Annotated in this window: 15 protein-coding genes; 9 read left to right on the forward strand and 6 right to left on the reverse strand. The window is 68.7% G+C overall.

Features of this window, described 5'->3' with window-relative positions; translation table 11 throughout:
* Together QZM35_RS18375 and QZM35_RS18380 are read right to left on the reverse strand one after the other, a co-directional pair.
* Entirely contained in the window at positions 1 to 303 is a 303-nt protein-coding gene (locus QZM35_RS18375; RefSeq protein ID WP_089430917.1) for a Dabb family protein, read from the reverse strand.
* Entirely contained in the window at positions 300 to 1,181 is an 882-nt protein-coding gene (locus QZM35_RS18380; protein ID WP_089425098.1) for an intradiol ring-cleavage dioxygenase, read from the reverse strand. Before QZM35_RS18380 ends, QZM35_RS18375 begins: the two co-directional genes overlap by 4 nt.
* A gap of 118 nt (positions 1,182 to 1,299) precedes the next feature.
* Between QZM35_RS18380 and QZM35_RS18385 the strand changes: the two genes are divergently transcribed.
* From QZM35_RS18385 to QZM35_RS18410, 6 genes are all read left to right on the forward strand, one after another.
* Entirely contained in the window at positions 1,300 to 2,223 is a 924-nt protein-coding gene (locus QZM35_RS18385) for a LysR family transcriptional regulator (protein WP_301776566.1), read from the forward strand.
* A gap of 73 nt (positions 2,224 to 2,296) precedes the next feature.
* Positions 2,297 to 2,404 carry a hypothetical protein gene (locus QZM35_RS18390; RefSeq protein ID WP_241025807.1) on the forward strand — a complete coding sequence of 36 codons (108 nt, stop codon included), beginning with the start codon at positions 2,297 to 2,299 and terminating at the stop codon, positions 2,402 to 2,404.
* 279 nt (positions 2,405 to 2,683) lie between these two features.
* On the forward strand, positions 2,684 to 4,774 hold the full coding sequence (locus QZM35_RS18395; RefSeq protein WP_301776625.1) for a TonB-dependent siderophore receptor: 2,091 nt from the start codon (positions 2,684 to 2,686) through the stop codon (positions 4,772 to 4,774).
* A 23-nt stretch (positions 4,775 to 4,797) separates the two neighbouring features.
* Positions 4,798 to 5,571 (forward strand): ABC transporter ATP-binding protein, encoded by a 774-nt coding sequence (locus QZM35_RS18400; RefSeq protein WP_301776626.1) that lies wholly within the window; start codon positions 4,798 to 4,800, stop codon positions 5,569 to 5,571.
* Positions 5,568 to 6,572, forward strand: a complete 1,005-nt coding sequence (locus QZM35_RS18405) for an ABC transporter substrate-binding protein (RefSeq protein WP_301776567.1) — start codon at positions 5,568 to 5,570, stop codon at positions 6,570 to 6,572. Before QZM35_RS18400 ends, QZM35_RS18405 begins: the two co-directional genes overlap by 4 nt.
* Positions 6,569 to 7,609, forward strand: a complete 1,041-nt coding sequence (locus tag QZM35_RS18410) for an iron ABC transporter permease (RefSeq protein WP_301776568.1) — start codon at positions 6,569 to 6,571, stop codon at positions 7,607 to 7,609. The genes QZM35_RS18405 and QZM35_RS18410 overlap by 4 nt, the downstream gene beginning before the upstream one ends.
* 50 nt (positions 7,610 to 7,659) lie before the next feature.
* Here the strand turns inward: QZM35_RS18410 and QZM35_RS18415 are convergent, their stop codons facing one another.
* Both QZM35_RS18415 and QZM35_RS18420 read right to left on the reverse strand, forming a co-directional pair.
* Positions 7,660 to 9,036 (reverse strand): ATP-binding protein, encoded by a 1,377-nt coding sequence (locus QZM35_RS18415; RefSeq protein ID WP_301776569.1) that lies wholly within the window; start codon positions 9,034 to 9,036, stop codon positions 7,660 to 7,662.
* Positions 9,037 to 9,762: a response regulator gene (locus tag QZM35_RS18420; protein ID WP_089425887.1), complete on the reverse strand. Its 726-nt coding sequence runs from the start codon at positions 9,760 to 9,762 to the stop codon at positions 9,037 to 9,039.
* Between the two features lie 246 nt (positions 9,763 to 10,008).
* Between QZM35_RS18420 and QZM35_RS18425 the strand changes: the two genes are divergently transcribed.
* From QZM35_RS18425 to QZM35_RS18435, 3 genes are all read left to right on the forward strand, one after another.
* Positions 10,009 to 10,755: a MipA/OmpV family protein gene (locus QZM35_RS18425; RefSeq protein ID WP_089425103.1), complete on the forward strand. Its 747-nt coding sequence runs from the start codon at positions 10,009 to 10,011 to the stop codon at positions 10,753 to 10,755.
* A gap of 220 nt (positions 10,756 to 10,975) precedes the next feature.
* Positions 10,976 to 11,305 (forward strand): hypothetical protein, encoded by a 330-nt coding sequence (locus tag QZM35_RS18430; RefSeq protein ID WP_039347574.1) that lies wholly within the window; start codon positions 10,976 to 10,978, stop codon positions 11,303 to 11,305.
* A gap of 32 nt (positions 11,306 to 11,337) precedes the next feature.
* Positions 11,338 to 11,889 (forward strand): hypothetical protein, encoded by a 552-nt coding sequence (locus QZM35_RS18435; RefSeq protein ID WP_301776570.1) that lies wholly within the window; start codon positions 11,338 to 11,340, stop codon positions 11,887 to 11,889.
* Between the two features lie 31 nt (positions 11,890 to 11,920).
* Here the strand turns inward: QZM35_RS18435 and QZM35_RS18440 are convergent, their stop codons facing one another.
* Positions 11,921 to 13,144, reverse strand: coding sequence for a transglycosylase SLT domain-containing protein (locus tag QZM35_RS18440; RefSeq protein WP_089430922.1), 1,224 nt, complete (start codon positions 13,142 to 13,144; stop codon positions 11,921 to 11,923).
* A 404-nt stretch (positions 13,145 to 13,548) separates the two neighbouring features.
* Positions 13,549 to 14,709: a porin gene (locus QZM35_RS18445; RefSeq protein WP_089425889.1), complete on the reverse strand. Its 1,161-nt coding sequence runs from the start codon at positions 14,707 to 14,709 to the stop codon at positions 13,549 to 13,551.
* Positions 14,710 to 14,720: the final 11 nt, after the last annotated feature.

The following is a 14,720-nucleotide window of genomic DNA, read 5'->3' on the forward strand; positions in this document are numbered from 1 at the left end:
TTACTCCGTTGCGTAGTCGACCTGATGGCGCGAGATGCGCAGGCCCGTCAGTGCGTCGCGTACGCGTGCGTGTTCGGGATGCGTCGCGTATGCGTCGAGTGCTTCGCGCGATTCGAAATCGGCGACGAGAATCAGGTCGCACGCGTAGTCGGCCGCGCTGAAATCCGCGCCGACTTCGAGGTGCATCATGCCCGGAATCCGGCCGCGCAGGCTTTCGAAGGCGGTCTTGACGATGGTGCGTGCCACCGCGCGCTCGGGTTCGGTCGCGCCGGCGACGTTCCACATCACGACGTGGCGGATCATGCGGCGCGCTCCGCGGGATTGAGCACGAAGTCGTAATCGAGCGTGTAGAACGGCGTGTCCATGCGCGAGCCGTCCGGCGCGATGCCGGGCGCGTGCCGGATCCAGTCGGCGACGAGCGTCGACCGTACGCCGAACACCGCATCGGAGTCGAGATAGCGGTCGCCGTCGCGGAACACGTGCGTGATCAGCGTTTCGTAGCCGCGCGCCTCGATCATGAAGTGCAGGTGCGCGGGCCGCCACGGATGACGGCCGAGCGCGTCGAGCATCGCGCCGACGGGGCCGTCGTGCGGAATCGGATACGGCTCCGCGAGGATCGAGCGGAATGCGTAGCGGCCGTCGGTATCCGTGCGCAGCCGGCCGCGCGCGCGGTGCGTGACCGAGCCGTCGTCGGCCGGAAGCTGCACGTCGTAGTGCCCGTCCTCGTCGGCTTGCCAGACTTCCAGCGACGCGTGCGCGATCGGCAGGCCGTCGATGCCGCGCACGTGGCCCGACACGAAGCACGGCTCGCCGCAGGCGCCGTTCGCGATGTCGTCGAACATCCCGAAATCGCGGCTGCCTTCGACGTAGAACGGACCGAACACGGTCGCCTCCGTGCAGCCGGCCGGCTTCGCGTGATTCTGCGCGGTGACGAGGGTCGACAGCCCGAGCACGTCGGACAGCAGGATGAACTCCTGGCGCTTGTCGTCGGTGATGTGGCCCACGGCCGTCAGGAAGCCGATCGCGGCTTGCCATTCGGCCTCGGTGAGCTTCGTCTCCCGTGCAAACGAGTGCAGGTGCTGGACGAGGCTGGTCATCACCGTGCGCAACCGCTCGTCGCGACAGCCGCCCAGCGACGCGATCACGGCCTGTGTGATGGTGTCTTCGTTGAGATTGCGCATAGGGGGTGTCTCCTGATGTCGTTGGATAGCGCGTTGACGTAACATTAATTCCTCCCCGGATCGTAAAAAAGAGGGTTTGGAGGAGTTTTGTTCTCCGCCAGGTGGAAGAATCGAACGCATGGACAAGTGGACGCAGATCGAATTTTTCGTGCAGGTCGCCGAGCTGGGCAGCCTGTCGAAAGCTGCCGAGCGGCTCGGGATGTCGAGCGCGGCGGCGAGCCGCTGCCTGAACGCGCTGGAGGAGCGGCTGGGGGCGCGGCTCGTCGAGCGCACCACGCGCCGCCTGTGGCTGACCGACGCCGGGCATGAATACCACCGGCGTTGTGTCGCGATCCTGATGGAACTGTCGGAGGCCGATGCGGCGGTCAACGAAGCGAGCGTCAACCCGGCCGGCACGCTGCGCGTGACGGCGTCGGTATCGTTCGCATCGATCTATATCGCGCCCGCGTTGCCCGAGTTCCATCGGCGCTACCCGAACCTGAACGTGCAGATCGTCGCGGCGAACCGCTATCCGGATTTCATCGAGGCCGGCATCGACGTGGCGATCCGCACGCGCGAGCATGAAGCGGATTCGGGCATCACGGTGCGCAAGCTCGCCGAGACGCGGCGCGTGCTGGCCGCGTCGCCCGGGTATCTGGCAAAGCACGGCGCGCCGGCGACGCCCGATGCGCTGCGCGACCACCGGCTGCTGGTGTACAACCTCGCGAACGATCCGTACGTCCTGCATTTCCGCCACGGCGCGAAGAAGCAGTCGGTCACGATCAAGAGCGTGCTCGATGCTAACGAAGGGCAGGTGATCCGCGCGGCGGCGCTTGCCGGGCTCGGCATCCTGATCCAGCCGCTCTACATCGTTCACGACGATATCGTCGCGGGGAAGCTGGTGCCGGTGCTCACCGACTGGCAACTGCCGGCGCTCACCGTCAACATCGCGTACCAGAGCCGCCGTCACCAGCCGGCGAAGATCCGCGTGTTCACCGAGTTCCTGATCGAGCGCGTCGAACGCCTCGGGCTCGCGCGCAAATGGAAGGAAGTCGGCCGTTGATCGCAGGACGGCGTCAAGGTCGCGTCGGACGGCTCGCGGGCAATCGGTCGCGATCGGCCCGCAGCTGCGTGTCATGTGGGGGCCGGCGTCGGGCGTGGTCGTGAAGTACCAGCACGAGTTCGCGGTGCGCAACCGGCCGCAGGGCGACAAGCTGTGGGTGCAGTTCAGTTTTCCGTTGTAGGCGCGGCGTACGGCCCCGGCCACGCACCCGGCCGGGACAACCTGACGAAATCCTGACGAATCAAGGTGATATATTGTATCATCTGAGGTTTGCGTCACCGACGGGCCGGGCTGCCGGGCACGGCCGCGTGCGACGCCACACTCCGAAGATCGATACGACGTGACGAAAACCAGACACACCCCGGCGCGCGGGGAGCGGCACCACGCCGCGTCGCGCCGGAACGGCGACGCCTGGCGCGTTCGCGCGGCACGCGGCTGCACGACCCTGCTGGGCTGCGCGATGGCGACCTCCGGCGCGTTGGCCGCCGAAGCGGCCGCACCCGCACCGGACGAACGGCATGCGCTGCCGGCGATCAACGTCAGCGCGCCATCCGCACCGGCCGACCCGCTGACGCAACCGCTCGAAACCGGCTCGCGGCTCGGGCTCGCGAGCCTCGACACGCCCGCGAGCGTCGAGACGGTCACGGCCGACACGATCGACGCGCGCGGCGATCGCACGGTGCTCGACGCGGTGACGCGCACCGCGGGTTTCTCCAGCGCGATGGCGCCCGGCACCGGCGGCACCGCATTGAGCGTGCGCGGCTTCAGCGGGCAGGAATCGGTGATGACGCTGCTCGACGGCGTGCGGCTGATGCCGGCCGCCGGCACGATCACGTTCCCGTTCGATACGTGGTCGGTCGAGCGCATCGAGGTGCTGCGCGGCCCGGCGTCGGTGCTGTACGGCGAAGGGGCGATCGGCGGCGTCGTGAACGTGGTGCCGAAACGGCCGCAGCGCACGCGCGAGACGACGCTGCAGGTCGGGGTCGGCCTGGATGGTGCGAAGCGCGCCGCGTTCGATACGACGGGCGCGCTCGGCCCGAAGCTGTCGTATCGCTTCCATGCAAGCGATGCGCGCGCGAACGGTCTCGCCGAGCGGGCCGATACGCATACGACGGCCGTCGGCGGCGCGCTGAAGTTCGACGTGAGCCCGACGCTCACGCTGACGCTCGACTTCGACTATGGCCGCCAGATGCCGGCGGCCTACTATGGCGTGCCGGCGCCGAACGGCGTGCTCGATCCGTCGCTGCGCAAGCTCAACTACAACGTCGCCGACGCGTCGATTTCCTATTACGACCAATGGACGCGCCTGTCGGCGACCTACCGGCCGACGGCCGGCGTGACGATCGACAACCAGCTCTACTACCTGACGTCGAATCGCCACTGGCGCAATGCCGAATCGTATGCGCTCGATGCCGCGACGGGGCGCGTCACGCGCGGCGACTATCTCGACATCGGCCACCACCAGCGGCAGATCGGCGATCGGCTGAGCGCACGCTTCGACGGCACGCTGTTCGGCCGCGCGAACCGCTTCGTCGTCGGCACGGAATTCAGCCAGATCACGTTCAGCGGCACCAACAATTCGCCGTACGGCGGCGAATCGACGGTGCCCGCGCACGGCTTCGATCCCGGCGTGTTCACGAGCCCCGACCCGACGGTGCCGCAGTTCAGCACGCGCGCGCGGCAGGCCGCGGTATTCGCCGAGAACCGGCTCGAAGTGCTGCCGCGGCTCGCGTGGGTGAGCGGGCTGCGCTACGACCACATCGCGTTCAGCCGCGAGCAGGCAGCGACCGGCGCGGGCTTCGACAAGCGTTTCGCGAACGTCGGCTGGCGCACCGGCTTCGTGTTCGAAGTCGCGCCGACGCTCAGCGCGTATGCGCAGTACACGACGGGCGCGGAGGGCCTCGGCTCGCTCGTGACGCTGTCCGCGTCGCAGGCGGGCTACCGGCTCGCGACCGGCGAACAGTGGGAAGCCGGCGTCAAGCAGACGTTGCTCGACGGCCGCGCATACTGGACGTTCGCCGTGTACGACATCACGAAGCGCAACCTGCTCAGCACCGATCCGTTCAATCCCGCGCGGCGCCAGCAGGTCGGCCGGCAATCGTCGCGCGGCCTCGAGCTGACGGGCGGCGCGCGGCTGCCGCACGGCTGGACGGTCGATGCGAACGTCGCGCTGCTGCGCGCGCGCTATGACGCGTTCAACCAGAAGGTCGGCAGCGCGACGGTGTCGCACGCCGGCAATACGCCGGCCAACGTGCCGCGGCAGACGGCGAACCTGTGGCTCGGCTGGGCGTTTGCCGAGCGCTGGCAGGCGAACGCGGGCGTGCGCTACGTCGGCGCGACCTACGGCGACGACGCGAACCGCGTGCAGGTGCCGTCGTACACGGTGTTCGACGCGTCGCTGCGCTGGCAGCCGACGTCGCGCACCGAGCTGGCGCTGATCTTGCGCAACCTCGCGAACCGCACGTATGCGGTGACGACGTCGAACGCCGGCGAGCAATGGCTGCTCGGCCCGTCGCGCTCGGCGGAGCTCGTCGCGACGATGCGCTTCTGATGCGGCACGGCGCACCTCCCGTGATGCACATGCTCGACATCGAACGCGTGAGCTGGTCTCCCGGCGGCGCGATCACCGTGCTCGATTCGGTGACGCTGAGCGTGGCCGAAGGCGAGTTCGTCGGGCTGGTCGGCCCGAACGGCAGCGGCAAGACGAGCCTGCTGCGCTGCGTGTTCCGTTATGCGCGGCCCGATGCCGGCCGTGTCGCGCTCGATGCGCAGGACGTGTGGCGCATGCGGCCGCGCGCGGTCGCGCAGCGCATCGCGGTGCTGCAGCAGGAGACGCCGGACGATTTCGGGCTGACGGTCGACGAACTGGTCGGCATGGGGCGCACGCCGCACCAGCGGCCGTTCGACGCGGAGACGGCGGACGATCGCCGGATCGTCGAATCCGCGCTGCACGACGTCGGCCTCGTCGAGCGCCGTGCGCAGCGCTTCGCGTCGCTGTCGGGCGGCGAGAAGCAGCGTGCGCTGCTGGCCCGCGCACTCGCTCAGCAGCCCGAACTGCTGCTGCTCGACGAACCGACCAACCATCTCGACCTGCGCCATCAGCTCGAACTGCTCGCGCGCGTGCGGCGCCTCGGCATCGCGACGCTCGCCACGATTCACGACCTCAATCTCGCGGCCGCGTATTGCGACCGGCTCCACGTGCTCGCGCACGGCAGGGTCGTCGCGTCGGGCGTGCCGGCCGACGTGCTGACCGAAGCGCTGCTGCGCGACGTGTTCGGCGTCGCCGCGCTCGTCGATCGCCATCCCGTCACGGGCCGGCCGCGCATCACGCCGCTTCATCCGGAATGATTGCCATGCCGTTTCCTGTCTTGTCCTCTGCTTTGTCGCCTGTATTTCGCCGGCTGGTTGCCGCGACCGTGCTCGGCTGCGCGGCCGCGCATGCGGGCGCCTATCCCGTCACCGTGCGCAGCTGCGATCGCGACGTGACGTTCGAGCGCGCGCCGACGCGTGCGGTGAGCAACGACGTGAACCTGACCGAGATGATGCTCGTGCTCGGCCTGAAGGACCGGCTCGTCGGCTACACCGGGATCGGCGGCTGGAAGACGGGCACCGCACGCGTGCGTGAAGCGCTGCGCGGCGTACCCGAACTGGCGAGCCAGTATCCGTCGCTCGAGGTGCTGGCGGCCGCGCGCGCCGACTTCTATCTCGCGGGCTGGAACTACGGGATGCATGTCGGCGGCCCGGTGACGCCCGCGACGCTCGCGCCGTTCGGCATCCGTGCGTACGAGCTGACCGAATCGTGTTCGCACGTGATGAAGCAGGCGGCCGCGTCGTTCGACGACGTGTTCCGCGACCTGAACAATCTCGGCCGGATCTTCGGCGTCGACGCGCGCGCCGCGCAGGTCGTCGCGTCGATGCGCACGCGTCTCGCGGCGGTGTCGCGCACGATCGGGCATCCGGAGCCGCTGCGCGTGTTCGTCTACGACAGCGGCACCGACAAGCCGATGACGGCCGGCGGGCTCGCGATGCCGACCGCGCTGCTGGCGGCGGCCGGCGCGCGCAACGTGATGGCCGACCTGCCGCGCAGCTGGACGCAGGTGAGCTGGGAAAGCGTGGTCGCGCGCGATCCGCAGGTGATCGTGATCGTCGACTATTCGGCCGTGACGGCTGCGCAGAAGCAGCAGTTCCTGCTGAGCCAGCCGTCGCTCGCACGGGTGGCCGCGATCCGCGACCGGCGCTTCATCGTGATTCCGTACGATGCGGCGACGCCGGGCCCCGAGAACGTCGCGGCCGTCGAGACGCTAGCGCGCACGCTGTATCCGGCCGCGTTCGCCGGGCCGGCGCGATGAGCATGCACGCGCGTGCAGCGCGGCCCGCCATGCGCGTGGTGCTGCCGGCGCTGGCGCTGCTGCTGATCGTGTCGATCGTCGCGTCGGCCGCGTTCGGGCCGGCGCCGATCGCGATGCCGGCGGCGGTGCGCATCGTCGCCACGCATATCGTGTCGGCGTTCGGCGAGGCCGGCGCAGTGGCGGCGGGGGCGGGCGACGACAGCATCGTCTGGCTGATCCGGATGCCGCGCGCACTGCTGGCCGCGATCGTCGGCGCGACGCTGGCGGCGGTCGGCGTCGCGCTGCAGGCCGCGACCGCGAACCGCCTGGCCGATCCGCACCTGCTCGGCGTGAGCGCGGGGGCGATGCTCGGCGCCGTCGCGGTCACCGTGATAGCCGGTGCAGCATTCGGCCCGTTCACGCTGTCGGCTGCCGCGTTCGCGGGCGCGCTCGCGGCGACCGCCTGCGTCGTCGCGCTCGCTTACCGGCGCGGCCGGCTCGAATCGGACCGGCTGCTGCTCGCGGGGGTATCGGTGTCGTTCATGATGGCCGCGTTCGGCAACCTGCTGCTGTATCTCGGCGACCAGCGCGCCGCGTCCTCCGTGCTGTTCTGGATGCTCGGCGGCGTCGGGCTGGCGCGCTGGGATCTGCTGCCGGTGCCGGCCGTCTGCGCGGCGCTCGCCTGCGGCGCGTTGTACGCGCGCCGGCGCGAACTGAATGCGCTGATGTCGGGCGATGTTGCCGCGGCTGCGCTCGGCGTGCCGAGCGCGCGGCTGCGGCGCGAGGTGTTCGTCGTCGCGTCGTTCGCGACGGGCGCGATGGTGGCGGTGAGCGGGGCGATCGGCTTCGTCGGGCTCGTGACGCCGCATCTGTGCCGTCGCGTCGTCGGCGCCGAGCATGGCAGGCTGCTGCCGGTGGCCGCGCTGACGGGCGCGATCCTGCTCGTCTGGGCCGATGTGGCCGCCCGCACGCTCGCGGCGCCGGAGGATCTGCCGATCGGGATCGTGACCGCGATGTTCGGCAGCCTGTTCTTCGTCGCGCTGCTGCGCCGCCGCTGAGCGGCGCGCAGGTCAGGCGACGGCGGCCGGGGCGCCGCCCGCCGCGCGCTTCATTGCCGCGGGAGGGCCATGCCGGTGCTGCCGCCGAACGCGTCGGCATGCGAGAGGGCATCCGGCAAGTCGAACAGGTTGTCCGGCAGCGACAGCGCGGGCAGCGTGATCACGAAGCGTGCGCCGCCGAGCGGTGAATCCTCGAGCCGCACGTCACCGCCATGCACCTGCGCGACGCGCCGCACGATCGCGAGCCCGAGCCCGAAGCCGCCGGTCTGCCGGTCGCGGCTGGAGTCGAGCCGCTGGAACGGTTCGAACACGCGGGCGCGTTCGGCGGCCGGAATGCCGGGGCCATCGTCGTCGACGCTCAACACGAGCGCGCCGGACGCGTTGCGCTCGGCGGCGAGCAGCACCGTGCGCGAGGCGTAACGTGCGCCGTTGCGGATCAGGTTCAGCAATGCGCGGGCGACCAGCTTCGGGTCGCATACGTGGGTCGCGGGCGCGTCGAGGGCCGACACGTCGAGCGTGATGCCGCGATCGACGATGTCGTTCGCGACGTTGCCGGCGACACTGTCGAGCAGCGCGTCGACGACGACTTCCATCGGCGCGAGCTGGCTTGCACCCTGTTCGAGCCGGCCGATCGTCAGCAGCTCGGTGACGAGCTCGTCGAGCTCGCGCACGTCGCGCCGCAACGCGTCGCGGCGTTCGCGCATCCGGGCCGTTTCGTTAGGCTCGGCGAGCAGCGCGAGCCCGAATTCGAGCCGCGCGAGCGGCGTCTTCAGTTCGTGCGAGATGCCGTGCATCATTTCGCGCTGCTGCTTGATCGACGCCTCGATGCGCTCGGCCATGTCGTTGAACTGCTGCGACAGCTCGTAGATGTTCGACTTGCCGGACAGCTTCACGCGCGTCGACAGCGTACCGGCGCCGAATGCGCGGGCGGCTTCCTGCAGCCTGCGCAGGTCGCGCCAGTGATAGTGAATCCACAGCACCACCGCGAACAGCGTGCTGAGCGCGAGCAGCATGTACGCATAGATCCTGATGTCGAGGCTGAATGCTTCGATCGGCCGCGCATGCAGCACCGAACCATCCGCGAGCGGCATGTAGTAATCCTTCGCGTCGTAGCTGATCGCGATCAGGCCGGCGTCGAGATCGCGCAGCGGCTCGCCGCTCAATTGCGCGCGGGCGGTGGCCATCGGCATGAAGTCGAACCGTTCGTTGCCGTGCTTCGCGAGCTCGCGCAGCGCCACCTTGCGCTGCTCGCCCGGATGGCGTTCGAGGTAGTCGTTGAGCACGAACGCGTAGGTCGTCAACGCGTCGCGCTCCGCCTGCGCGCTGCGATCGTAGAAGATCCGGTCGAACGACAGCTGGATGAAGATGATCGACGCCGCGACGAACAGGATCACGACGAGGTACAGCCGAATCAATGGGCGGAGCATTTATTCGTCCCACGCGGAAGGGCTGAACAGGTAGCCGCGGCCCCAGATCGTCTTGATCTTGTGCGGCTCCGACGACGCATCCTCGAAGCGGCGGCGCAGCTTCGAGATGCCGGAATCGACCGAGCGATCGAGCCCGTCGAACTCGATCCCGCGCAGCTGCTTCAGGATGTCGTCGCGGCTCAGCACGGTGCCGGCCGCGCGCGCGAGGATCAGCAGCAGGTTGAATTCGGCGGTCTTCAGGTCGACCGGCTCGCCGCGCCACGTGACGGTGCGGTTCGGCGGCGAGATCGCCAGTTCGCCGAACACGAGCGCTTCGGGCGCGGCCACCGGCGCTTCCGCGACGGCCGGCTGCGCGCGGCGCAGCAGCGCGCGGGCGCGGGCGACCAGCACGCGTGGTTCGATCGGCTTCGTCACGTAGTCGTCGGCGCCCGTCTCGAGGCCCGCGACCTGGTCGTAGACGTCCAGGCGCGCAGTCAGGATCAGCACGGGGACGTTGGTGAACGCGCGGATGCGCCGGCAGACTTCCATGCCGTCGAGGTTCGGCAGCATCAGGTCGAGTATCACGAGGGCCGGCTGGTGCTCGCGCACCGCGGCGACGGCGAGGTCGCCGCGTCGCACGACCGTCACCGCGAATTCATAACCGTCGAGGTATTCGCGGACGAGCTGCGCCAGGCGGTCGTCGTCTTCGATCAGCAGTACACGGTATTTGAGTGGGTCTTCGTTCATGGTCTCCTCGAGGCGCACGCGCCAACGCACGCCCGGGCAAGCCGGTGCGTGGCGCGGCACGCGAATTCTATCCGGCGCATCGAAGGCCGGGGGAGCGGGGCGACAATCTCGAACAATCGAACACAATTGAGCACAGATTCTCCGAATATTCAGGACAGTCGCGGCGCAGGGCGGCACCTAGACTGCGGGCTCCGTCACTTTTATCTCAATATTGTGCGCCCACTACTCCGCCGCTACCGCTATTGCATGCCGCTCGCCGGCCTGACCCTTGCCGCCGCCGCCCACGCGGAAAACCAGTATTCGTTGTCGCTGGGTGGCGGTATCGCGCCGCGCTACCCGGGCAGCAACCAGTCTCGCGGCGTCGTCGCGCCGGGGTTTTCCGCGAAGTTCGGCAATGGCTTCTTCATCGACAGTACCCAGGGCGCCGGTTACCGGCTGGACCTGCCGCACGGCGCGTTCGTGTCGGCGGCGGTGAGCTATGACCCGGGTCGAGCCGACGAGAACCGCCTCGACTTGCCGGGCTCCGACTACCTGAAGGGCATGGGCCGGGTTCCGGGCTCGGTGCTGGTCGGCGTGCGCGCGGGCGTGACGCTGTTCAACGCGGCGGAACTGAGCGTCACGATCGACTCACCCGTGACGCATACGTCGCGCGGCGTGTCGGGGCACATGGATCTCGCGGTGCCGGTGTTCAAGACCGCGCAGCACGAGATCATCGTGACGGGCACCGTGCATGCGGGCTCGGGGCGCTACACGCAGACGTTCTACGGCGTGACCGATGCGCAGTCGATGACGAGCCGGTTCCGGCCGTATTCGACGCGCGGCGGGATCGACAGCGCGTCGATGGCGCTCGCGTGGAACTGGACGCTCTCGCAGCACTGGTCGGTGCTCGCGACCGGCGGCGTGACGCGATTGCTCGGCCGCTACGGCGACAGCCCGATCGTCCAGTCGCGCAGCAACTACTACGCCATCGCGGGCGCGACCTACAAGTTCTGAGCGAATCGTCGCGGCACGCATCGTGTGGCGCGGTCGGCCTGCACGTGCCGTCACGCCGCGCGGCGTGCGGTAACATGCAGGCGGCTTCGGCGGCAGGCCGAACCCGCGGCTGGGGACACGCGGAATCGGCGTGGCCCGGGCGCGCGGACCGAACATGCATGCAACGCCCGGTCGGCGGGAACGCCGCACAGGTTCCACCGGGCGCAACAGGGAGAATCCGATGAAGAAGACGATCGCGATGATGATGGCGCTGGTTGCGGGCGCAACGTTTGCGGGATGCACGGACATGAAAACGAAGAATGCGACCGCGGGCGGCATGGTGATGAATGGCGAGCCTGCACGCACGTCGCAGGCCTGCAAGGCGGACGCGGGGCCGGACGACGCGCTGGTCGGCAAGACCGAGGCCGATGCGGCGGCGCAACTGGACGGCTGCCTGTGGCGCGTGCTCGAGCGCGACGGCAAGTCGTTGCCGGGCACGATGGATTACCGGCAGGAACGCCGCAATCTCGGCATTCGCGACGGCAAGGTGATCTGGGTGCGGCGCGGGTGAGCGGTATGGCCGGTGGCGGCGTGTGTGCGGGTATGCGCGTGAATGTGGTCGGCATGCGTGCGGTGTCCGGGATTGCCGCGTTTGCGAGGCTGTCGACGCAGACCAGGGCAGGGGCCCGCGCGCTGACACTGGCGGTGCTGGGCGTGCTCGGCATGCTGGCCGGATGCGAACGACATGACGGCGCAGCATCGTCGGCGCGTCGCACCGTTTGCGTCACCGGCTATAACGAGTACACCCGCAAGCTTCACGAGTTCTGGCTCGACGGCGAACACAAGTCCGGATGCTTCGGCAATCCGTCCGCGCGGGAAACCGGTGAAGCCTTCGGCGGGGGCGGCGGGTTCGCCTGCGGCTGCAAGGTCGCGCCGGGGCAAACAGTGAAGCTCGCGTGGGTGTTCGCGCAACCGCTGGACGAGATCGAGCGTGGCGTCGCGGCGGAACACAAGACGATCGACGTGACGATTCCGCAGCCGGAATCGTCGACGTCGCGCTATTTGCGCGTGTATTTCAGGAAGAACGGCACGGCCGAACTGCAATGGGTGGACGACATGAACGCGCCCAAGCTGCCGCCGACCGTGGCGCAATGATCGCCGCGCGACGCGCGCGATCGGCGGTGCGCTACTTCGAGATGTACCACAGCGCATCCGCGCTGGCGCGCGACGGCTGAGCGGCTGCAGCGGGCACCTGGGCCGGCGCGGGCGGCGGCGTGTTCGACGTGATCGCGGTCGGCAGCGTGGCCGGCATGTTCGCGGTCGACGGCGAGGCCGCCGCGGTTCCCGACGTCGAAGGCGTATTCACGTACCACAGCGCATCGGCCGACGCCGTGCGCTTTGCCGCGGTCGCTGCCGCCGCCGGATTGGCTGCCGTATTCGTCGCCGTATTCGCCGACTTTTTCGACCCGGCGGCCGCAGCCGCGCCCCCCGTCCCGGCCTGCGCCGTCATCCCGGCGCCATTGCCCGCGCTACGCTGCGCGCGTGCCTCGAACGGCCCGAGCTGGAAGATCAACGTTTGCGCGGGACGTGTCAGGACGGCATACGGAAACTGCAGCTCCCACGACATCAGCACGCGCCCGGACGACGTCTCGGTGAAGATCGCCGGCACGTGCTTCATGTCGCTGAACTGCACGTAGATCCGCGCGCCGTCGTCGAACACCTGGGTCGGCTTCGCCTGGTCCGCCCCCGTGACCGTCCATCCGAAGTTGTATGAGCCGGCCGGGCCGGCGGGGCCGCCCTGCGGCGGCGGAGGCGGCGGAGCCGACGAAATGGTGCGCGGACGCGTGACCTGCTGCGGGGCGGACACGCTCAGGCTCGCGAACGGGTTGTACGCCTGGGCCTGTTGCGGCGGCGTAAAGGACGGTGGAAGGATGGGCATGGGAGTATCCGGCGAATCCGGCATGGTCCGGATTGCATCATAGACCTTGCGCGCATACGCGAGGCGCTTGTCGGGCGAGGCGGAGTTGTACGCGCCGATCGCGTTCCAGTTGGCGCCGAGTTGGCGAATGTTCTGCGACAGGATCCACGCGCCGACGTACGCGTTCGTGCAGGCATCGAACAGGCTCTCCCGCGTGATGCCTTCGCGCGCGAGCGTCGGCAGCCAGGTGCTGTTGATCTGCATCAGGCCGATGTCGACCGTGCCGTTCGTGTTGGTGTTGACGGCGCTCGGATTCATGCCCGACTCGACCTGCGCGATGCCGCGCATCAGGCTGACGCTCACGTGCTGGAACGCGGCCGCGTCGTCGAGGCAATCGGCCCGCGCGACACCGGCGAGCGCGCACGACAGCGCAATCGTCGCGGCGATTTTCAGCGTATCTCGGCTGATCGAACGGGTTGTCTGACGCGGCATGGCAGGATGGGGCGGAAACCGGCCGCCCGGTGCAAGGAAATTACGCAGACGCGAAGTGTGCCATAGCGCGCACGCAAATGGCTCACGTCAAACTTTCCTTTGCATTTGCCCATGCGTTCGCCACGCATTTTTATCGCGTCGGATCACGCGGTTCGGCGAAGCATTATCGGTAAAAATGGCCGGATTTTCGCGCGAATACCAGCGTAATGGCGGGGCCGGAATACTGACGCGTCGCGTCATTTACTCGCGGAAATCGGTGCTGAATCAAACCGGATGGAAATCGCGCTGAAGTCGATATCCGGGATGAAAAGGGAAGGGCGATTCAAAAGCAACGGCGGCCGAAGCCGCCGTATCGGTGAAAGCGCACCCGACCGGCCGCGCGGCGCGCAGCCGGCCGTCTCGCATCAGAAGCGGTGCCGCAGGCCGAGGTTGACCATCGTCTGCGAGCTCGTGCCCGCATAGCCGTACGAACCGATCGACGCCTGCGCGGCCATCGAGCCGCCCTGGCCGTCGCCGGTCTGGCCGCTGGCGTGCTGGTACGCGGCGGTCAGGTAGACGTCGGTGCGCTTCGACAGGGTGTAGTCCGCGCCGGCCGATACCTGGTGATAGGTGGCCGACGTGTCGCCGCCCGAGCGCGTATAGCTGTAGCCGACGCCGACCAGCAGCGCATTGGTCGCCTGGTAGTTCACGAAGCCTTGCCCGGTGTTGTAGTGCTCGTTCGAGCCGAACACCGAGCTGCCATCGCGGCGGTACTGCGCGTTGCTGTAGCCGAGGCCGACCGTGAACGGGCCGGCGACGTACTGGCCCGCGATGCGCGCGATGCCGATCGAATGCGCGCTCGCATAGCCGCTGTTGACCGGGCCGTCGAACGTGCCGTCCGACGAGCTGGTCCAGCCGGTGCGCTGCGTGTTCGACGCGGGGCTGTTGGTCGTGTGGAAGTAGCCGCCCGCGACGCTGAACGGCCCGTTGCTGTACGACACGGCGGCCGAATACGAATTCGCGGCGCCGGTGCTGCCGGCGATGCCGCCGAACGAGTACATCGCCGAGAACTGCAGGCCCGAATAGACGGCCGACGTGTACTTCACCGCGTTGTCGACGCGGAAGCTGTTGTCGTAGTTGTCGACGTCGCCCGCCGTTGCGAACACGCTGCCGAGATAGTTGTCGGCGGTGATGCCTTGCACGAGATCGACGAGCGGATCGTACTGGCGGCCGAACGTGAGCGTGCCGTAGCGGTCGCTCGTCAGGCCGACGAACGCCTGCCTGCCGAACAGGCGGCCGCCCTGGCCCATCCGGCCGTTGCTCGGGTCGAAGCCGTTCTCGAGCTGGAACAGCGCCTTGAGCCCGCCGCCGAGATCCTCGGTGCCTTTCACGCCCCAGCGGCTGCCGGCCAGGTTGCCCGCGCTGCTGTTGCCGAGCATCCACGCGTTGTCCTTGCCCTGCGCATGATTCACGTAGGTGATCGACGTGTCGATCACGCCATACAGCGTGACGCTCGACTGCGCCTGCGCGACGGGTATCGCCGCGAATGACGCGACGGAAATCAGCGAGAGGGTCGTGCGTTTCATTGTCATCTCCT

It is taken from the genome of Burkholderia sp. AU45274 (genome assembly GCF_030482505.1).
GTDB lineage: Bacteria > Pseudomonadota > Gammaproteobacteria > Burkholderiales > Burkholderiaceae > Burkholderia.